Here is an 18,495-nt window from a genome sequence, read left to right as displayed (position 1 = left end):
TTCGGACGCCATGGACGTCGCGTAGGGTTGGCCCTTACCAGCGCAATGTGGGCAAAAGGTGACAGGTTATTTAGTCAAACCTAACGCATTTCGGTGGGCGCGGCGGCTCCGATCAACGTCAGGCCGGACGTCAAAACGTCCGAAACAGCCTGCACCAGCCCTAGTCTGGCATGCGTCAATTGTCGGTCGTTAACCTTAACAAAACGTAAGTCCGGATTATCCGTGCCACGGTTCCAGTGTCCGTGGAAGCTGGAGGCCAGATCATAGAGGTAAAATGCCAGCCGATGCGGCTCGAGCGCAAGGGCGGCGGACTCGATCAGCCGCGGGTATTCGGCAAGCTTGCGGATCAGGCCGATCTCGCCCTCGTCGGTCAGCAATGCCGCGGCCGACGCCAGGCTGTTGCGGTCGAAATTGGCTTCGCCCAGTTGCTCGCTCGCCTGCCGGAACACCGAATGACAGCGCGCCGAGGCGTACTGGACATAGAACACCGGATTGTCCTTGGACTGCTCGGTCACCTTGGCGAAATCGAAATCCAGGGGCGCATCGTTCTTTCGGTAGAGCATCATGAAGCGGATCGCGTCGCGGCCGACCTCCTCCACCACTTCGCGCAGCGTCACGAAATCGCCCGACCGCTTCGACATGCGCACCGGTTCGCCCTCGCGAAACAGCTTGACCAGATTGCACAGCAGGACAGTGAGCTTCACCTCGTCGCCGGCAATCGCCCGCGCCAGGGCCTCCAGCCGCTTGATGTAGCCGCCATGGTCGGCGCCGAGCACATAGATCAGGTCGACGAAACCGCGATCGACCTTGTCCTTGAGATAAGCGACGTCGGCGGCGAAATAGGTGAACGAGCCATCGGACTTGACCAGCGCCCGGTCCATATCGTCGCCGACCGCGGTCGAGCGGAACAGCGTCTGCTCGCGATCCTCCCAATCGTCGGGTTTCTCGCCCTTGGGCGGCGGCAGCTTGCCCTTGTAGATATGGCCCTTCAGCGTCAGATCGTTGATCGCAGAGCGGATCTTCCTGGCTTTGTCGGCGTGCAGCGTGCGCTCGGAGAAGAACACGTCGTGATGCACGTTGAGCATCGCAAGGTCCTCGCGGATCATCGCCATCATCGCATCGATGGTGCGATCCTTGACGATGGCGAGCGCCTCGTCATCGGGCATCTGCAGAAGCGAGCGGCCGTATTCCGTGACCAGCGCCTGGCCGACAGGCACCAGGTAATCGCCGGGATAGAGACCGGCAGGTATTTCGCCGATATCGTCGCCCAGCGCTTCGCGGTAGCGCAGGAATGCGGAACGGCCGAGCACGTCGATCTGCGAGCCGGCGTCGTTGATGACATATTCCTTGGTCACGTCGTAGCCGGCGAAGGCCATCAGATTGGCGAGCGCGTCGCCGACGACAGCACCCCGGCAATGGCCGACATGCATCGGCCCGGTCGGATTGGCCGAGACATATTCGACATTGGTCTTCCTGCCGCCGCCAACCGTCGAGCGGCCATAGTTGCGGCCCTCGCCGAGCAGTGCGGTCAGATGTGTCTGCCAGAAGCCGTCCTTGAGCCTGAGATTGACGAAACCGGGCCCGGCCACTTCCGTCGCCGCGACATCCTTGTCGTCACGCAGCGCCTGCGCCAGTCTTTCGGCCAGCGCGCGCGGGTTCTGGCCGGTCGGCTTGGCCAGCACCATCGCAGCATTGGTCGCCAGGTCGCCGTGGCTGGCGTCGCGCGGCGGCTCGACGGCAATGCGCGACAGGTCAGGCGAAACGCCGTCTTTGTCTTTCAGATCAAGCGCTTCGACGGCTTTTATGATTCGCGCGGTGAAATCGGCGAAGATGTTCATTTGTGTGACTCTGGGGTCTGGCTCTGGCGGCTTTGCAGCGAATCCGGCTCGTTGGCCGGCAAAATCGAGCCCGCCCTAGCCCAATTCAGGCGTATGGTCAAACAAACGCCGGTGTTCCTTGAGCGCGTAGGTGTCGGTCATACCCGCCAGGAAGTCGGCAACGCTGCGCGCCTTGATGCGGTCGTCGGCCCGATCCAGCCCCTCGCGCCAGCCGTCCGGCATGGCGCGCGGATCGGCGAAATAGGCGTCGAACAGATTTTTGACGATCTGCTCGGCGTCCGCGCGCACCCGCATGACCTCCGCGTGCCGGTAGAGGTGCTTGTACAGGAAGGCCTTCAGTTCTTTCTCCAAGGCAGCCATTTCGGCCGAGAAAACCACCATCGTCTCGCCGGCTGCCCTCACCGCATCTGCGCTCCGCGGCCTGATGCGATCGAGATTGGCGGTCGTGGACTTGATCACGTCCTCGACCATGGCGGTGATCTGCCGCCGCATCAGCTCGTGGCCGGTGCGCACATCATCGAGGGAGGGATAGCGTGCGCGAACGCCTTTCAGGATCGTTCCCGGCAGCGAAACCGTCTCCAGCATGTCCAGCGTCAAGAGCCCTGCCCTCAAACCGTCATCGATGTCATGCGTGTTGTAGGCTATATCGTCGGCGATCGCCGCGCATTGCGCCTCGATGCCGGCAAACCGGTCGAGTTCGAGATCGTGCAGTTCAGAGTAATCACGGATCGCCTGCGGCACCGGCCCTTTCAGACCCTTGCCGTTGGCGTCCGTCAGCGGCCCATTGTGCTTGACCAGGCCTTCCAGCGTTTCCCAGGTCAGGTTGAGCCCATCGAACTCGGCGTAGCGCGCCTCCAGCCTCGTCACGATGCGCAGCGATTGCGCGTTGTGGTCGAAGCCGCCCCAGGCGGCCATCTTCTCGTTCAGCGCGTCCTCGCCGGTGTGGCCGAAGGGCGTGTGGCCGAAATCATGCACCAGCGCCACCGCCTCGGCGAGATCCTCGTCGCCGCGCAGCGCCCGTGCCAGGGCGCGCGCGATCTGCGCCACTTCGATCGAATGGGTCAGCCGGGTGCGATAGTGGTCGCCTTCATGCGCGATGAAGACCTGCGTCTTGTGCTTGAGCCGCCGGAAGGCCGTCGAATGGATGATGCGGTCACGGTCACGCTGGAATGGCGTGCGGGTCGGGCTTTCCACCTCGTCGAACAGCCGCCCGCGCGACTTTGCCGGATCGCAGGCATAGGCGGCGCGCGGCCGATAGCCGAATCCGATGTCGCCCAACTCGTTGGTCATGGCTGATGCTGCCGCAGTTGACTTAGCCAGGTTGACTTGGCCCCTCGCGCTTCATACCTATCATGTGAAACCGAAAGCAAGGTGACGCCCATGGGCGCTGATGCCAAGACTGCCATGAAAGTCGATATGACCGAGGCCGCCGCCAGGCGGATCGCCAGGATTGTCTCGAACGAGGCCGGCAAGACGGCGCTGCGCGTGTCGGTCGAAGGCGGCGGCTGCTCGGGCTTCTCCTACAAGTTCGACCTGGTCGATACGCGCAACGACGACGACGTCGCTATCGAGAAGGACGGTGCCACCGTGCTGATCGACGATCTGTCGCTGGTCTATATGGGCGGCTCTGTGATCGATTTCGTCGACGATCTGATGGGCCAGTCGTTCCAGATCCGCAATCCGAACGCCGTCGCCTCCTGCGGCTGCGGCACGAGTTTCTCCATATAGAATGCCTGCCATTGGTGCGATCCGTCAGATCGCGCTGTCGGCTGGCCGTGATCTCGACACCACGCTGGCTTTCTGGCGCGACGTGCTCGGCATGGCGGTTCATGCGCGCTTCGATCCGCCGGGCATCGCCTTCATCATGGCCGGCGATATCAGGCTGCTGTTCACTGACGGCATACCGGCCGGAACCGTCTATCTCGACATATCCGGCCTCGATGACTTCCATGCCTCTGCGGTCGCGGCAGGCGTACCCTTCACCGCGCCGCCAACACTTGTCCATCGCGACACGGAGGGCCAGTTCGGTCCAGCGGGGGAAAGCGAATGGATGGCCTTCCTAAAGGACCCGGCTGGCAATACGATTGGCCTCGTCGAACGCCATCCGCCGCAAGAATCCAACTGAACAGCATCGAGACCGCCATGAAAATCGTCACCTGGAACATCAACGGTGTCCGCGCCCGCATTGGCAATCTCACCCATTGGCTGACCGAGAGCGCACCCGACATCGTCTGCCTGCAGGAGATCAAGACCGTCGACGAGCAATTCCCGCGCGCCGAGATCGAGGCGCTTGGCTACAATGTCGAAACCCATGGCCAGAAGGGTTTCAACGGCGTGGCCCTGTTGTCGAAGCTGCGCTTCGACGAAGTCATCCGGGGCCTGCCCGGCGACGATGCCGATGAACAGGCGCGTTTCATCGAAGGCGTTTTCTCGACCGACAAGGGCGCCTTGCGCGTCGCCTCGCTCTATCTGCCGAACGGCAATCCGATCGATGACGAGAAGAAGTTTCCTTACAAGCTGTCCTGGATGGCGCGGCTGGAGCGCTGGGCCGAAGAACGGCTGAGACTTGAGGAGGCCCTGGTGCTCGCCGGCGACTACAACGTGATTCCCGAGCGGATCGACGCGCGGTTTCCGGAGAACTGGCTGGACGACGCGCTGTTCCAGCCGCAGACGCGACAAGCCTTCCGCCGGCTGCTCAACCTTGGTTTCACCGAGGCGGTGCGCGCGGTCACCGACGCGCACGACACCTACACGTTCTGGGACTATCAGGCCGGCGCCTGGCAGAAGAACAACGGCATCCGCATCGACCACCTGCTTTTGTCGCCGGAAGCCGCCAACCGGTTTTCTTCCGCGTCGATCGAAAAGCACGTGCGCGCCTGGGAAAAACCGTCCGATCACGTCCCGGTGGCGATCGATCTCGCGCTTCAGCCGGCCTGAGAGAACCCTCGCCGGGCACGCAGCGCTGGACCTCATATCGCCACATTTCGCGCCGTTCATTGCGGTCCAGCATGGCGGCTGGGGTTCCATGAGCGCACGATTTCATCTTTGTCCGATCGGCCTGGCATTTGCCATGGCCGCTCCCGGTGCGGCATTTGCCGACCAGGAATGCTTGGCCAATGGAAAATCCTACCAGCTTGGCCAGGTCGCCTGCCTGACGGTGGCCGAGCAGAGCCATCTGGCCCGCTGCGACATGGTGCTCAACAACACATCATGGACGAAGATCGGGGATAGCTGCCCGGAAAACACCGTGGCGCCACACCCCCATGTCACGCCGATCTCGATGCCGGCGCCCAGCATGGTGCCGACGGAGCCGATCGAGAACTGATCGCGATCGAAAATCGAGTGCTGCTGGTGAAGCTGACGCAGCCGCGAGACTACTGGTCCGCGTTGTTGCCCTTGGTGAGGATATCATCGGCCAGCGAGATCGCGGTGCGGCGGTCGGCCTCGCCGGCGGTGGCGAATGCCTCTTCCTGCATGCCGCGGATCCAGGGCTGGTCAGCCGGCGAAGCGCGTTCGAGCGCTGCCGTCATCATCGCCAGGCCGCGAACGATCTTGCCGCTCTGGAACAACAAATGGCCCAGTGTCGCCTGGGCGCCGGCATGGCCTTTCTCGGCGGCGAGTTGGAACCAGCGCCCGGCCTGCTTGACACTGGCCTTCACGCCGCCCTCGCCCTTCAAGAACATCTGCCCCATCTCGAACTGCGCGTTCGGATTGCGGTAGTTGGCGGCGGCGCGCATGTAATATTCCTGGGCCGCCACCTCGTTCTCGGCGACCGGGCTGCCGGGAATGCCCGTGCGCAAATAGTCGCCAAGCGCCACCAGCGCGTCGGAGACATAGCTTTCCTCAGGCGAGCCGGGCTCGACGTCCTGGTCGACGATCTCGGAGAAGAACTTGAACGCCTCATAGTCGTCGCGCGCCACGCCGTCGCCCTCGGCATACATGCGGGCAAGCTTCCAGGTGGCACCGATCTGGCCGTTTTCGGCAGCGTATTTATAGGCCTCGGCAGCCTGTTCCTTGTGGCCGTTCTTGTAGGCGGAGAAGCCGAACTGGAAGACCGCCCAGGGGCTGGATTGCGGCTTCACCCCGGTCTTGTCGTCGAACACCTTGTCGTCGAAGGCCATGGCCTGGCCCACGGCGCCAAAGGTCGCGCCAAATGTGGCGGCCACGACCAGTGCCGAAAAGACAGACGACCTCAACAACTCAGATGTCCGCATAACAGTGTGTTTCTTTCGCACCGCCCGGATGGGTCACCGCGCCATCGCGCGCCGGCCCTACCGTCTGTGCATATTTCCATATCGCGCCCGACTGATAGTCGGTCGTGCGCGCCTTCCATGTCTTTGCCCTCGCCGCCAGTTCGCTATCGGACAACGCCACATCGATCGTGCCGTTCACCGCGTCGATCGAGATCACGTCGCCATCCCTGAGCAGTCCGATCGGGCCGCCCACGGCTGCCTCGGGGCCGACATGGCCGATGCAGAAACCGCGCGTCGCGCCCGAGAAGCGCCCGTCGGTGATCAGCGCCACCTTGCCGCCCATGCCCTGGCCGTACAGCGCTGCCGTCGTCGACAGCATCTCGCGCATGCCGGGGCCGCCGCGCGGCCCTTCGTAGCGGATGACGAGAACCTCGCCTTCCCTGTAGTTGCGATGCGTCACCGCCTCGAAACATTCCTCTTCCGAATCGAAGCAGCGTGCCGGGCCGGAGAACTTCAACTCCGCCATGCCCGCGACCTTCACGATCGCGCCTTCGGGGGCAAGGTTTCCCTTCAAGCCCACGACACCGCCGGTTTGGGTAATGGGTGTGTTGGCCGGGCGGACCACATCCTGATGCTCATTCCAGACAACGTGCTGCATGTTTTCGGCCAAAGTGCGGCCAGTCACGGTCATGCAGTCGCCATGCAGATAGCCGTGGTCGAGCAGCGTCTTCATCAGCAGCGGAATGCCGCCGGCCTCGAACATGTCCTTGGCGACATATTTGCCGCCCGGCTTGAGGTCGGCGATGTAAGGCGTCTTCTCGAAGATCTTGGCCACGTCGAACAGGTCGAACTTGATGCCAGCCTCGTGGGCGATCGCCGGCAGATGCAGTGCCGCGTTGGTCGAACCGCCGGTGGCCGAGACCACGGTGGCCGCATTCTCCAGCGCCTTCAGCGTGACGATGTCGCGCGGCCGGATGTTTTTCGCGATCAGTTCCATGATCTTTTCGCCGGAGGCGAAATTGAAACGGTCGCGCATTTCATAGGGGGCCGGCGCGCCACAGGAATAGGGCAGCGCCAGGCCGATCGCCTCGGCAACGGTGGCCATGGTGTTGGCGGTGAACTGGGCGCCGCAGGAGCCGGCAGACGGGCAGGCCGCCTGCTCGATTTCGAGAAGTTCGGCATCATCGATGGTGCCTACCGAGTGCTGGCCAACCGCCTCGAACACATCCTGCACGGTGATCTGGCGGCCGCGATAGCTGCCGGGCAGGATCGAACCGCCATAGATGAAGATCGACGGCACGTTGAGCCGCACCATGGCCATCATCATGCCGGGCAGCGACTTGTCGCAGCCGGCCAGCCCGACCAGCGCATCGTAGCAATGGCCGCGCATGGTGAGTTCGACCGAATCGGCGATGACCTCGCGCGACACCAGCGACGACTTCATGCCCTGGTGACCCATGGCGATGCCGTCGGTGACGGTGATGGTGCAGAATTCGCGCGGCGTGCCGCTGGCGGACGCGACGCCCTTCTTGACCACCTGCGCCTGGCGCATCAGCGAGATGTTGCAGGGCGCCGCCTCGTTCCAGCAGGAGGCGACCCCGACCAGCGGCTGCGCAATCTCGGCCGCCGACAAACCCATGGCATAGAGATAGGAACGATGCGGCGCACGCGCCGGACCGACGGTCACATAGCGGCTAGGGAGCTTAGCCTTGGAGATGACTTTGGCGTCCATACTCTTCCTTGCCCCATCTTCCCTGCAAATGGGGCGGAGCGGCTGCCCCCTCGCCGAGCCTTTTGGCGCGTGTCCCGAGACCAGATCGAGGTGCGCCGGGTTTATGGCGGGAAATAGGCAATTTCCTCAGCCCGGCTTCCAGCGCAGGGGTTGCTCAGAAAGTGTTGCCAAAACATCACAATAGCAGGAGGCGAAAGCGGTACGGATAATATGCAACGCAGCTTGGATGAGACAAATCGGGGCGATGCGATCCCAAACAAAAAAGGCCGGGTAATCCCCGGCCTTTTGTTATAATTGTCAGAGACTTAGAACTTGATCTTAAGGCCACCTGAAATAGCCGTGACCAGATCGTTGCCGAAGTCGTAGCTGACATCCGTGCCGGCGACGTATCCGTTCTCACCAGCCAACGCTCCAGAATGGCCGCTGGTCAGCACCCCAACCGCGCCGGCCAGACGCACTTCGATGTTCGGCTTGGGCGTAAAGGCGACGCCGCCGCCCAGTGTCCAGGTATCGGTCTGCGAGCCATAGCCATGCGACGTGCCGCGATCCCAGGAAAGCTGGCCGGCAGCACTCCACTGATCGTTGAACTTGTGGCCAATGCCGCCGGTAACTGTCCAGCCGTCACGATACATCAGGTCCAGCGAGGTGATCTGGCCCGAATGGAGAGCATCACCAGTGACGCATGCCCCTGCGGGGGTACCTACGACGCAAATCGGAACGCTCTGCAGGACGCTCCAATTGACCCACTTGAGCGAACCGAAGGCGAGCCAGCCTGGCGCAATGCCTGACTGCAATTTCAATTCGACTGTATCCGGCATGTATTGCGTTGAGCCGTAGATCGGAAGCACCACGCTGCCAACATGCGTCAAATCCAGCGTGCCCGAGATATTGTCGAGCTTGACCCGCGAATTGTAGACGAGGCTGGCGCGCAGTGCGATCTCGGGGATTTCATAGGCCAGGCCGGCGCGCCAGCCCCAGCCGGTCCCCTTGAGATCGACACGCCCGGTACCCTGGAAATCCGGCACCAGCGGCGATATCAGGTCCTGCTTGAAGCCATAGACTTCCTGGTAGTAGACGCCGCCGATGAAGCGAACCTGGCCTTTGCCGGCGTCCATCTTGTAGGAGCAGGTTGTGGCGTAGTTGTTGCTTTTGATGTCGGTTTCCATGTTGGACTGGGCACCGGCCCAAAGACCCGGATTTGTGTGCGCACCCCAAGGCTGGGAATAGTCGAACATACAGTCGACACCCTGGACGATCTGCGCCTTGACGCCGATCCGCGGCACCCAATAGCTCTCGCTGTCCTTCGCCGTGCTGCCCAGAGGCGTCAAATCGCCGTCGAGCGGGTTGGTGTCCACCGCATTCTTGAGCTTGCGTTGCGGCATCACATAGGTCGATTCCGCTTCGGTCGCGAACGGAGCCGGATCGAACAGCAAATCGATATCGTAACCGCCGCGCTCCAGGCCGCCGGCATGTGCCGGATTCATCGCCGTCCCGGTCAAAGCCAGCGAAAAGCAGCCAGCTCCCAGCAGCGCTTTCAGTCGCAGAATAGTCATGAAATGTCCTCCCCGAATTCGAGTGCATCAAGCTAGAACCAATTCAGGTTAACGGTGCAACAACGAATTCGCGGGCGTACATGTACACATTGGCCAGGCGCATTTTCGAGGAAATGCAACCTAGTGCGGCAAGGCCGAAAAATGGTCTGTGAAGGCTGAGCGGCTCTCAAAAAACAGAGAGAACCATCCAAAAAGGCTCGAAAACACGCCTTTTTTGGGCTCCAGGAGCCCCATTGTTACATTATGGCAACAATGGGGCTAAAACTTCCGTTTACGTCAATATTAACGCGGCATGCAGATTTTCGACGCGAAAAACTAGCACTTTAGATAGGGCTAAAGTCTCGCGAATCTATCCTCAACCGGCGTCGCGAACCCTGGCCAACGCGACCGACAGCTTGTCCTGCGCATCGCGGTATTCAGCGAGCTTTTCACGCTCGGCATCCACGATCTCGGCCGGCGCGCTGGCGACGAACCTCTCGTTCGACAGCTTCTTGTGCAGCCGCGCGATCTCCTCGGTCACCTTGGCCAATTCCTTCTGCAGCCGTGCTGCCTCGGCGACAAGGTCGATCAGGCTGCCAAGCGGCAGGCAGATCGTCGCCTCGTTGAGCACGATCTGCGCCGAACCCTTGGGCGCGACATCGGCAAGCGAGATGTCGCCGACCCGCGCCAGCCGCTTGATCGCCGATTCTTCGCGGACAAGTCGTTCGCGTGTCACAGCGTTGGCGCCGACCACGACGAGCGGTGCAATGGCTGCCGGCGGCACGTTCATCTCCGAGCGCACGGAGCGGATGCCGGAGACGAGATCGACCAGCCAATTGATGTCGGCTGCGGCCTCGGCGTCTTCGAAGTCCGGCGACGGCCACGCGGCGTGGCACAGCAGCGAGGGGCGTTGCTTGCCTTCGCCAGCGGTCTGCGCCCACAGTTCCTCGGTCATGAACGGCATCATCGGATGCAGCAGCTTGTAGATCTCGTCGAGCACGAAGGCGACGCAGGCACGGCTTTCGGCTTTGGCCGCCTCGTCGGTGCCCATGAACACCGGCTTCAGCAATTCCAGATACCAGTCGCAGAACAGGTTCCAGACAAAGCGGTAGGCAGCACCTGCCGCCTCGTTGAAGCGGTATAAGGTGATGCCGTCGGTGATCTCGCGCGCCGCGCGCGTCAGTTCGGTCAGGATCCAGCGGTTGACCGCCAGCCTGGCGTCGTTCAGCCAGAAATCGTCATTGCGCGCGACCTCGTTCATCTCGGCAAAACGCGTCGCGTTCCACAGCTTGGTGCCGAAATTGCGATAGCCGGCGATGCGCGCCGGATCGAGCTTCACGTCACGGCCTTGTGCCGCCATCACCGTCAGGGTGAAGCGCAGTGCATCCGCGCCATATTCGTCGATAAGGTCGAGCGGATCGATGACGTTGCCTTTCGACTTCGACATCTTCTGCCCGTTCTTGTCGCGCACCAGCGCATGGACATAGACGGTGTGGAACGGCTCCTCGTCCATGAAGTGCAGGCCCATCATCATCATGCGGGCGACCCAGAAGAAGATGATGTCGAAGCCTGTCACCAGCACGTCGGTCTGGTAGTAGGTCTTCAGCTCGGGCGTCTCGTCCGGCCAACCCAGCGTCGAAAACGGCCACAGCGCCGATGAGAACCAGGTGTCCAGCACATCCTCGTCGCGGGTCAGGATCTCGCCCGGCTTGAAGTTCTCCAGCTTGTCCTCGACCCAGGCCTTCCACGGTCCTTCCAACGCCAGATAAAATTCGATCGCGGCGCTCAGCGCCTCTTCCTCGGTCTTCTCGACGAAGACGCGCCCGTCCGGCCCGTACCAGGCCGGGATCTGGTGACCCCACCACAGCTGGCGCGAGATGCACCAGGGCTGGATGTTCTCCATCCAGTCGAAATAGGTCTTCTCCCAGTTCTTCGGCACGAAGTTCGTGCGACCTTCGCGCACGGAAGCGATCGCCGGCTTGGCCAGTTCCGCCGCATTGGCATACCATTGCTCGGTCAGGAATGGCTCGATCGGCACGCCTCCGCGATCGCCATGCGGCACCGCGTGGCGATGCGGCTCGACCTTTTCGAGGAAGCCGCCCTCTTCCATCAGATCGACGATCTTCTTGCGCGCGACGAAGCGATCGAGGCCGTCGAGTTCGTCCCAGACAAGCTGGCGCTCCGGCGTCACCTCGAGACCGGCAAGGAAATCCTCATTGTCCCTGAGGCTTACCGCCGCCTCCGTGGTCAGGATATTGATCGCCGGCAGCTTGTGGCGCTTGCCGACCTCGAAGTCGTTGAAGTCATGCGCCGGCGTGATCTTGACCGCGCCCGAACCCTTTTCCGGATCGGAATACTCGTCCGCCACCACGGGAATCCTGCGACCGACGATCGGCAGGACGATGTTCTTGCCGACCAGATGCCGGAAGCGCTCGTCGTCAGGGTGCACGGCGACGGCCGTATCGCCCAGCATCGTCTCCGGGCGCGTCGTCGCCACGGTGATGAAGGTTGTTGGGTTTTCCGGGTCGAAGACCTGGCCCTCTATGGGATAGCGGAAGTGCCAGAGATTGCCGTTGACCTCCTGCTGCTCGACCTCGAGATCGGAGATCGCGGTGAGCAGCTTGGGGTCCCAGTTCACAAGGCGCTTGTCCTTGTAGATCAGCCCTTCCTTGTAGAGCGTGACGAACACTTCGAGCACGGCTTTGGACAGGCCTTCGTCCATGGTGAAGCGTTCGCGTGACCAGTCGGCCGAGGCGCCGAGCCGCTTCAGCTGGTTGAAGATGGCGCCGCCGGATTCGGCCTTCCACTCCCACACTTTCTCGATAAACTGCTCGCGGGTCAGGTCGCGGCGATGGATCTGCTTTTCCATCAGCTGGCGCTCGACCACCATCTGCGTGGCGATACCGGCATGGTCCATGCCCGGCTGCCACAGGACGTTCTTGCCGCGCATGCGCTCGAAGCGCACCAATATATCCTGCAGCGTGTTGTTGAGCGCGTGCCCCATATGCAACGAACCGGTGACGTTCGGCGGCGGAATGACAATGGTGAAGGCTTCCGCCCCCTCCTCGGCCCCGGCGCCGGCACGAAACGCGTCGGCCTCTTCCCAGACTTTGGCGATCTTCGGCTCGACGGTTTTGGCGTCGTAGGTCTTTTCAAGCATGGGAAAATGGTCCGCGCTGTCGGGAGTTTTGCTGGTCCGGTGTAAATCGGAAGGTTTTGGCCAAGTCAACCGCAAGGGCTGTCTCGGACCCTCACAACCAGATAGGCGCGGCCCTGGTCATTTCAACGGAACGCGATCCGTCGTCCTGCCAACAAGCTGACCCCACCAATGGGCGCCGCGAAGGCGCCGTTTCCATTGGCAATCGACATGGGGAACTACTGCGCCCCGCGCGCCACGCGCTCGATCTCCTCGCGCACCAGCCTTTCCACCAGTGTCGGCAGATTGTTGTCCAGCCAATCCTGCAGCATCGGCCGCAGCATCTCTTCGGCCATCTCGTCGAATGTCTTCTTGCTGCGGCTGGCAAACGCATCGGAAAGCTCGCCAAAGGCAGCCGCGACCTGACGGCCGGTATGCTCGGAAACGATTGCCGGACGCGGCGCGTCGCTGGCCGCCACCGGCCGCACCACGCTTGCATCCGGACGAGACGGCTCGGGCCCGACGGCTACTTTCGCGGTCGGTTCGTCCCTTGGAGTCTCCACGGACGGCTGGGCAGCCGTCTTGCGTGCCTCGCTCCGGTCCGACACCGCCCTCGCCTGCTCACCGACCGCGGCGATCTCGCGACGCCAATCGGCGATGGAAGCGTCGGCGACAGGACGCGATCCCGGCGATTCAACCGTGATTGGCTCGGCGGCAACGCGGGCGCTAACTTCGGCAAGTGTCATCGATGGCTTTGCCGGGCTGGGATCGGGGCGCGCAGGCGTTTCCATGCGCGCGACCACCGGCTCGGCCGCCGGCAACTGTGCCTGGACTTCCGCCAGCGTCACCGGCTTCCTGCCTTCGGGGGCGGCATGCAGGTCGGCACGGAATGCTTCCACGTCAGGGGCCGCATAGGCGCTCGACGCGTGCTCCAGATCCTGGCTCAGCTCATCGGCGTCGCCCGGCTGCTTGCGGCCGCCGTCGCTGTCCTCGATGATCCGCCTGATGGAAGCCAGTATCTCTTCCATGGAAGGTTCGCGCTGTGCGCTGCTTGCCGTTGCCATCGTCACATCCGCCGCCTTTGTGACCCCTGTGGGTTTCCGCTCCGGCAGAGCCGGATCGAATCATGGCGACAGCGTAACCGACGGATCGCCGCACGAGAATCCCCAATCTGGGGACTTGTGGGATTTCAACAGATTAGCGCAATCTGAACCCGAGTGCGAAAGATCCTGCTCAAACGGGGAACACCGCCAGTCCTGGCCGAACGCCTCAGCGGCCGTCCGGCGTGCGCAGGCCGTACCACTTGTCCTTGACCGCGTTGTAATGCTCTTCAGGCTTGTACTTCGCTACCTGCAAGCCAAGGCGGTCGACGGACAGACGGCCGGTCGCCTGCAGGATGGCGTAGCTCGCCACCACCACATCATGTTCGTAACCGGCCTGGTTGATCTGGGCGGTGATGACCGTCGCCTGTGCGTTGAGGACGTCGAGCGTGGTGCGCTGGCCGACATTGCGTTCTTCGATGACACCGTTCAGTGCCAGCTTCGCGGCCTCAATCACTTGCCTGTTGGCCGTCAGCTGCTGCTGCGCGGCGGTATACTCGGTCCAGGCGGCGGTGACGGCCTGGCGCACCTGGTCGCGGCTGACGTCGACCTGGATGCGGGCCTGGCTGAGTGATTCCTTGTTCTGGCGCACGATCGCCGAGGTGCGGCCACCCGAATAGATCGGGATCGTCAGCGTTGCCCCGACACTAGCCGAATTGGTCGTGCCATCCTGCGAACCGACGCCTGGCAAAGGCGAGGTATTGCGATAGGCGCTCGAAACGCCGGCGGAAGCCGAGAGCTGCGGCAACAGCGCGCCTTCGGCCGACTTCACCGAAAACGCGGCGGCGTCGACCAGATGCTGCGTGGCAAGGATGGCCGGATGCTCGTTCGAGGCCACCCCGACGGCGGCGGCGAGGCTCGACGGCAACAGCTTTGCCACCGGCGAAGCGCCCTTGAGCTTGCCCGGCTCGTCGCCGACGATCTGGCGATAGAGCGCCGCACTTGCCAGCGCCTGCGCCCGGGCAGCACTCAGCGATGCCACCGCGGCGGCGCGTGAAGCGTCGGCCTGCGCGACATCGGTGCGCGTGCCTTCACCAACCTCGAAACGCGAACGCGCCGCGCGCGCCGTTTCGGTCAGGAACTGCAGGTTCTGCTCGGTCAGCACGGCGACCTGCCGGTCGCGAATCACGTTCATATAGGCCTGGGCCGCGCTGAACAGGATACCCTCTTCGGTGTTGCGCAGGCTTTCGACCGAAGCCCGAACCTGCGCTTCGGCGGCAGCGACATTGTTCCTGGTCTGAAAGCCGTCGAACAACGTCTGGTCGATCTGGACGCCAAAATTGCCGGTGGTCAGCCGCACGCTTGAATTGGTGCCGTTGAGATGGCTGCTCGAATAATCGATATTCGCCGAGCCGGTGACAACCGGACGGTAGCCCGACTTGGCGATGGCGACGCCCTCGTCGGTGACGCGAACGCCGGCGCGGGATGCATTCAGCGAAGAATTGTACTGGTAGGCCTTTGCAAGCGCGCCGGAGATGGTTTCGGCTGAAGCGGCCAGTGGGGACAGCATGGTCGCCGAAACGAGGACGGCGGTGAAAAGTGACTTGCGTAAAGACGGCACGGTTAAACCCTCATTCGTTTTCCATGGGAACCGCGCCGCGCCTGCTTCTCTCATAGATCAGCCGGCGCCGCGTGTTCGATGTTCCCTGCTGCTCACCCCAAAGTGCCCCCAGTTTGGCATCAGCAGCGATCGTTCAAATGCAAGCGACCATGACAAAGCCTCTGCTGCAAGGCCAAATCATTCAGAATTCGAAAGCACGAATGCGTTCAAACCCCGGTAGTGGCTTAATTGCCGCATTAAATGCCCGTCTTCCGGTTACAACCCCCCCGGCCTTGAAAAAGAGACGAGCCACGCCGGAATTGCCCTGCCCTTCGACGGCGACAAGGCGGCCGCCCTCGGCGAGCTGGTCCAGCAGCGTCACAGGGACTTCCGCGACGCTGCCGCCGACAAGGATGACGTCATAAGGCGCCTGGGCGGCATGCCCTTGCGGCAGCGCACCCTGGACGACGGTCACATTGCCGCAGCCCAGCGACGAAAGCGTCGATCTGGCGGTTTCCGCCAGCGCCGAATCACTCTCAAGCGCCACCACGGACCTGGCCAGCCGCGACAGGATGGCCGAGGCGTAGCCGGTTCCGCAACCGACATCGAGCGCCGAATCGGTCGGATTGATCTCGGCCAGTTGGATAAGCTTGGCCAACGGGGATGCTTCCATCAGGTAGCGTGCGCCGTCCGCGCCGGCGGCAATGCGGATGTCCTCGTCGATATAGGCGAGATCGCGCTGGGCGGCGCCGACAAACACCTCTCTTGGGACGACAAGCATTGCATCAAGCAGCGGCGCGCTGGTCACATCGGTGGTGCGGACCTGGCCGTCGACCATCTTGACGCGTAGTTCGGAGAAATCAGCGCTCATGTCCCAACCAATCCGCTTGCCGCGCCAGAACCGCGGTCCATTGTGTCAGGAACTTCAGGCCCCTGCGCTGCCGCGCGGGGGCCCGGGCATTGGAGGCCTCGCCCGGAATCGAACCGGGGTGCAAGGATTTGCAGTCCTCTGCGTAACCACTCCGCCACGAGGCCTCATTGCTCCCGGCGTTCCACCCGGTTCCAATAGGTTGCGGCGAAAATGCCGTCAAGCGGCCACCGTGCATTCCGAACGGTTTCCTAGCGTCAGTCCGGACGGCATCCGGCAAATCGTCGGACCGGGCCTGACCGCTCCATTAGCGGACAGTTAAGCATAGCCCTGCCCGGAGGAGAAACTCATCGGCGGCCCGTGCGTTGGACATGGCAGGAGGAAGAGCCATGCGCCGGATAATGGCAGCAAATACGAGTGCCTCGTCCGGCCTGTCCCTGCTACAATGCGGAGAGCTTCTGCATTACGCAATCGACCGTCTGTCCATCGAAGGTGCGGACAGCCTGTCGCCGCACGACAGGGCAAGGCTTGCCTCGGCCGCGGCGATTCTCAAGCAGATCCATGAGGCACTGGAAGAACACGCCGCCCGTTGAACACCCACCCTGCGCCATCGGCGGTCAATCGGGCCGGCGACGCCGTTCCCACCAGACGACAAAGCGACGCCGGTGACGGCGAACCATGGCGAACTCATAAGACAGCACCAGCAATCCGAGCGGAACCATCCAGAAGCCGAGGATCGGCAGGAAACCGAGGATGCCGCCGATGGTCAGCAGGATGCCGATCGTGATTCTGAGCCCGCGCGAGCGCGGCATTTTGAACTCGCGCCCGAAAACGGAGATTTTCCGCGCCGGCATCTGGTTGTCTTGTGCTGTCATCGTCTCGAAAAATTGACCCGTTTGATTGTTCGCAAGCATGCTGGAACCAAAGCCGCCGCCGCGCTTTCGGTTCCATATCACTGCCAAGACGGCTAATATGAGGGCAACCGTCGACGATTGCGAGAAAGGCCTGCGCGAAAAAGCCTCGGAAAAATGTGAAAAGCTTCTTTGCAAAGCCGAAAAGGGCAGCTATAGGCTGCGCCACTCACATAAGAGCATCCGTTCCCCGGTAGCTCAGTGGTAGAGCAACCGGCTGTTAACCGGTTGGTCGCTGGTTCGAATCCGGCCCGGGGAGCCAAATTTTTCAAGGCCTTGAGACGGTCACGTCGCCCATAGGGGCTGATCTATGGCATGTCTGCAAAATCGCGATCAGCAGGTTGATTCTCAACTTGACCTGGCGCCGCTGTCCAGCGCTCTCGATGACGCCGCGGCATCGGGAAGGTTCGCGCGAGCAGGCATAAGGCCTTGCTGCGATCTCGGCGATCTCATCTCTTGTCGCCGTTCGGGTTGGGTGCCTCTCCCACATCTCGCGGTGGCGGGGCGACATGCTCAAGCTCTGGCGGGCCTTCTTTGTCCCGGCGTTGGACAGGTACCTTCTCCGGTGCGGGCTTCGATGGTGGCTCTTTGATCTTGCTTGGCATAATCGAGTTAACCGCCCTGCCGGTCTCTTGTTCCGTAGCGAGCAGAAAACCTGAATGCGTGGGGAACCGGGAACATCGAAGAGCGTTTTCTCGCATGCTGAAGAAGATCGCCCTCGCCGCCGTGCTGGTCCAGGTTGCCGCAGTTTCCGCTCTCATCACCCAGACGGTGCTCTTCGCGTCCACGGCCACACAGGCCGCCAACGCGCAGCCCGATGACGCAGTTGCTGTGACCGCCGAGAACGAACGGGACAAGCCGGCGCAGCCTATTGTTGCCGGCCAATGCCCAACGCGGCTTGTGGCGAGCAAGGTCTTCACGGGGAACCTGATTACGGCGCAACAATAGCTCGCCATCGATGCCGGCCATCCGTCGATCCCCCCAATTTAAGTCAGGGCGATGTGCTTGAAAGCGCAATGATTCCTGTTACTTGCGGCGCAGGGCGAGTGCGTTTGGGTTGGGCAAGAATTGGTATGATTTCATCGAATATGGAATGCCCGCGCTGTCATGGCAGCGGCAGGGTTTTCGACTGCTCCAAGTGGTATGCGTCAAACGGGCACTGCTGCCCGCATGGAACCCATCGGGGCGGCTGCCCCGGAAAGACGGGCGCCTGCGCGGAATGCGACGGCCTTGGGACGATGGCGGAGCCTCCGCTGAGAGCCGTGGCGTAATCTGCGAGAGCGGCCCACGCCGCTGATGACGGCGCGGAGGCGCCCGAACGAGCATATCTTACTCTGTTGGTGTTTCTACGGGTGGTGCGGTCAGAACCGTGATGTCCATCCTGGCGATCTTGGATGCCGCGCGGCCTTGCGCGCCAGCATCCATATCGCCGCCTGCGGCAACCATGATTTTGGCCAGATGTCCTACGGCGTCCGCGCTGCGGCCCGGCGAAAATCCTTCGCCGGCTTGCGGCTTCCCCACTGCCGTTTGTTTTTCCGGGACATGCGGATGTTGACTTGCGATAGCGGAAACCATTGAACCTCCTGTGGCGACGCTTCGAACATTATATTAGCGTTGACTGTTGCGAGGCTGACCTAGCCAGTCG

17 protein-coding genes and 2 tRNA genes are annotated in these 18,495 nt (G+C 62.4%); 7 read left to right on the top strand and 12 right to left on the bottom strand.

Going from position 1 to position 18,495, the window contains the following annotated elements:
* Nucleotides 1-80 precede the first annotated feature (80 nt).
* Together argS and EJ079_RS22955 are read right to left on the bottom strand one after the other, a co-directional pair.
* Complete coding sequence (gene argS / locus EJ079_RS22960) at nucleotides 81-1,838, bottom strand: arginine--tRNA ligase (protein WP_127810260.1); 1,758 nt, start codon at nucleotides 1,836-1,838, stop codon at nucleotides 81-83.
* A 75-nt stretch (nucleotides 1,839-1,913) separates the two neighbouring features.
* Nucleotides 1,914-3,128 (bottom strand): deoxyguanosinetriphosphate triphosphohydrolase, encoded by a 1,215-nt coding sequence (locus EJ079_RS22955; protein ID WP_127810259.1) that lies wholly within the window; start codon nucleotides 3,126-3,128, stop codon nucleotides 1,914-1,916.
* Nucleotides 3,129-3,218: 90 nt separating this feature from the next.
* Here EJ079_RS22955 and erpA point away from each other — a divergent pair, with 90 nt between their 5' ends.
* The 4 genes from erpA (at nucleotide 3,219) to EJ079_RS22935 (ending at nucleotide 5,163) form a co-directional block, all read left to right on the top strand.
* Nucleotides 3,219-3,566 carry an iron-sulfur cluster insertion protein ErpA gene (gene erpA, locus EJ079_RS22950; RefSeq protein ID WP_127270656.1) on the top strand — a complete coding sequence of 116 codons (348 nt, stop codon included), beginning with the start codon at nucleotides 3,219-3,221 and terminating at the stop codon, nucleotides 3,564-3,566.
* Nucleotide 3,567: 1 nt separating this feature from the next.
* Nucleotides 3,568-3,963, top strand: a complete 396-nt coding sequence (locus tag EJ079_RS22945; RefSeq protein ID WP_127329517.1) for a VOC family protein — start codon at nucleotides 3,568-3,570, stop codon at nucleotides 3,961-3,963.
* Nucleotides 3,964-3,980: 17 nt separating this feature from the next.
* Complete coding sequence (xth, locus tag EJ079_RS22940) at nucleotides 3,981-4,775, top strand: exodeoxyribonuclease III (protein WP_127810258.1); 795 nt, start codon at nucleotides 3,981-3,983, stop codon at nucleotides 4,773-4,775.
* A gap of 88 nt (nucleotides 4,776-4,863) precedes the next feature.
* Nucleotides 4,864-5,163, top strand: coding sequence for a hypothetical protein (locus tag EJ079_RS22935; RefSeq protein WP_127329519.1), 300 nt, complete (start codon nucleotides 4,864-4,866; stop codon nucleotides 5,161-5,163).
* Between the two features lie 49 nt (nucleotides 5,164-5,212).
* Here the strand turns inward: EJ079_RS22935 and EJ079_RS22930 are convergent, their stop codons facing one another.
* The 8 genes from EJ079_RS22930 to EJ079_RS22895 all read right to left on the bottom strand — a co-directional run bounded on the left by EJ079_RS22930 (nucleotide 5,213) and on the right by EJ079_RS22895 (nucleotide 16,106).
* Nucleotides 5,213-6,052: a tetratricopeptide repeat protein gene (locus EJ079_RS22930; protein WP_127270686.1), complete on the bottom strand. Its 840-nt coding sequence runs from the start codon at nucleotides 6,050-6,052 to the stop codon at nucleotides 5,213-5,215.
* Entirely contained in the window at nucleotides 6,039-7,763 is a 1,725-nt protein-coding gene (gene ilvD, locus EJ079_RS22925) for a dihydroxy-acid dehydratase (RefSeq protein ID WP_127270685.1), read from the bottom strand. The genes EJ079_RS22930 and ilvD overlap by 14 nt, the downstream gene beginning before the upstream one ends.
* A gap of 305 nt (nucleotides 7,764-8,068) precedes the next feature.
* Nucleotides 8,069-9,316 carry an OmpP1/FadL family transporter gene (locus EJ079_RS22920; RefSeq protein ID WP_127810257.1) on the bottom strand — a complete coding sequence of 416 codons (1,248 nt, stop codon included), beginning with the start codon at nucleotides 9,314-9,316 and terminating at the stop codon, nucleotides 8,069-8,071.
* A gap of 355 nt (nucleotides 9,317-9,671) precedes the next feature.
* Entirely contained in the window at nucleotides 9,672-12,455 is a 2,784-nt protein-coding gene (locus tag EJ079_RS22915; protein WP_127810256.1) for a valine--tRNA ligase, read from the bottom strand.
* A gap of 215 nt (nucleotides 12,456-12,670) precedes the next feature.
* Nucleotides 12,671-13,495 (bottom strand): PopZ family protein, encoded by an 825-nt coding sequence (locus EJ079_RS22910; RefSeq protein ID WP_127397634.1) that lies wholly within the window; start codon nucleotides 13,493-13,495, stop codon nucleotides 12,671-12,673.
* Between the two features lie 205 nt (nucleotides 13,496-13,700).
* Entirely contained in the window at nucleotides 13,701-15,092 is a 1,392-nt protein-coding gene (locus tag EJ079_RS22905) for a TolC family outer membrane protein (protein ID WP_127322716.1), read from the bottom strand.
* Between the two features lie 181 nt (nucleotides 15,093-15,273).
* Nucleotides 15,274-15,942, bottom strand: a complete 669-nt coding sequence (locus tag EJ079_RS22900) for a protein-L-isoaspartate O-methyltransferase (protein ID WP_127810255.1) — start codon at nucleotides 15,940-15,942, stop codon at nucleotides 15,274-15,276.
* Nucleotides 15,943-16,032: 90 nt separating this feature from the next.
* Nucleotides 16,033-16,106 (bottom strand) — tRNA-Cys (locus EJ079_RS22895).
* A gap of 222 nt (nucleotides 16,107-16,328) precedes the next feature.
* Between EJ079_RS22895 and EJ079_RS22890 the strand changes: the two genes are divergently transcribed.
* The gene (locus tag EJ079_RS22890) at nucleotides 16,329-16,532 is read left to right on the top strand and encodes a hypothetical protein (protein WP_127810254.1); all 204 of its coding nucleotides are present in this window, start codon (nucleotides 16,329-16,331) and stop codon (nucleotides 16,530-16,532) included.
* A 24-nt stretch (nucleotides 16,533-16,556) separates the two neighbouring features.
* On the opposite strand, the gene EJ079_RS22885 is transcribed toward EJ079_RS22890, so the two are convergent.
* Nucleotides 16,557-16,814, bottom strand: coding sequence for a hypothetical protein (locus EJ079_RS22885; protein WP_024503836.1), 258 nt, complete (start codon nucleotides 16,812-16,814; stop codon nucleotides 16,557-16,559).
* Nucleotides 16,815-17,037: 223 nt separating this feature from the next.
* On the opposite strand from EJ079_RS22885, the gene EJ079_RS22880 reads away from it, so the two are divergent.
* Nucleotides 17,038-17,112, top strand: a tRNA-Asn gene (locus tag EJ079_RS22880).
* Between the two features lie 437 nt (nucleotides 17,113-17,549).
* The gene (locus tag EJ079_RS22875) at nucleotides 17,550-17,798 is read left to right on the top strand and encodes a hypothetical protein (protein ID WP_127272210.1); all 249 of its coding nucleotides are present in this window, start codon (nucleotides 17,550-17,552) and stop codon (nucleotides 17,796-17,798) included.
* Between the two features lie 381 nt (nucleotides 17,799-18,179).
* Here EJ079_RS22875 and EJ079_RS22870 read toward each other — a convergent pair whose 3' ends face one another.
* Nucleotides 18,180-18,425, bottom strand: a complete 246-nt coding sequence (locus EJ079_RS22870) for a hypothetical protein (protein ID WP_127397527.1) — start codon at nucleotides 18,423-18,425, stop codon at nucleotides 18,180-18,182.
* Nucleotides 18,426-18,495: the final 70 nt, after the last annotated feature.

The sequence above is a fragment of the Mesorhizobium sp. M7A.F.Ce.TU.012.03.2.1 genome, assembly GCF_004006095.1.
In the GTDB taxonomy this organism is placed as follows: domain Bacteria; phylum Pseudomonadota; class Alphaproteobacteria; order Rhizobiales; family Rhizobiaceae; genus Mesorhizobium.
This window is presented reverse-complemented; position numbering and strand designations above follow the sequence as displayed.

Coding starts and splice junctions, on each gene's coding strand:
- EJ079_RS22935 (WP_127329519.1), top strand. CDS start 4,864: ATGAGCGCACGATTTCATCTTTGTCCGATCGGCCTGGCATTTGCCATG.
- xth (WP_127810258.1), top strand. CDS start 3,981: ATGAAAATCGTCACCTGGAACATCAACGGTGTCCGCGCCCGCATTGGC.
- EJ079_RS22930 (WP_127270686.1), bottom strand. CDS start 6,052: ATGCGGACATCTGAGTTGTTGAGGTCGTCTGTCTTTTCGGCACTGGTC.
- EJ079_RS22955 (WP_127810259.1), bottom strand. CDS start 3,128: ATGACCAACGAGTTGGGCGACATCGGATTCGGCTATCGGCCGCGCGCC.
- EJ079_RS22870 (WP_127397527.1), bottom strand. CDS start 18,425: ATGGTTTCCGCTATCGCAAGTCAACATCCGCATGTCCCGGAAAAACAA.
- EJ079_RS22885 (WP_024503836.1), bottom strand. CDS start 16,814: ATGACAGCACAAGACAACCAGATGCCGGCGCGGAAAATCTCCGTTTTC.
- EJ079_RS22920 (WP_127810257.1), bottom strand. CDS start 9,316: ATGACTATTCTGCGACTGAAAGCGCTGCTGGGAGCTGGCTGCTTTTCG.
- EJ079_RS22900 (WP_127810255.1), bottom strand. CDS start 15,942: ATGAGCGCTGATTTCTCCGAACTACGCGTCAAGATGGTCGACGGCCAG.
- ilvD (WP_127270685.1), bottom strand. CDS start 7,763: ATGGACGCCAAAGTCATCTCCAAGGCTAAGCTCCCTAGCCGCTATGTG.
- EJ079_RS22890 (WP_127810254.1), top strand. CDS start 16,329: ATGCGCCGGATAATGGCAGCAAATACGAGTGCCTCGTCCGGCCTGTCC.
- EJ079_RS22910 (WP_127397634.1), bottom strand. CDS start 13,495: ATGGCAACGGCAAGCAGCGCACAGCGCGAACCTTCCATGGAAGAGATA.
- EJ079_RS22915 (WP_127810256.1), bottom strand. CDS start 12,455: ATGCTTGAAAAGACCTACGACGCCAAAACCGTCGAGCCGAAGATCGCC.
- EJ079_RS22945 (WP_127329517.1), top strand. CDS start 3,568: ATGCCTGCCATTGGTGCGATCCGTCAGATCGCGCTGTCGGCTGGCCGT.
- EJ079_RS22875 (WP_127272210.1), top strand. CDS start 17,550: ATGCTGAAGAAGATCGCCCTCGCCGCCGTGCTGGTCCAGGTTGCCGCA.
- erpA (WP_127270656.1), top strand. CDS start 3,219: ATGGGCGCTGATGCCAAGACTGCCATGAAAGTCGATATGACCGAGGCC.
- argS (WP_127810260.1), bottom strand. CDS start 1,838: ATGAACATCTTCGCCGATTTCACCGCGCGAATCATAAAAGCCGTCGAA.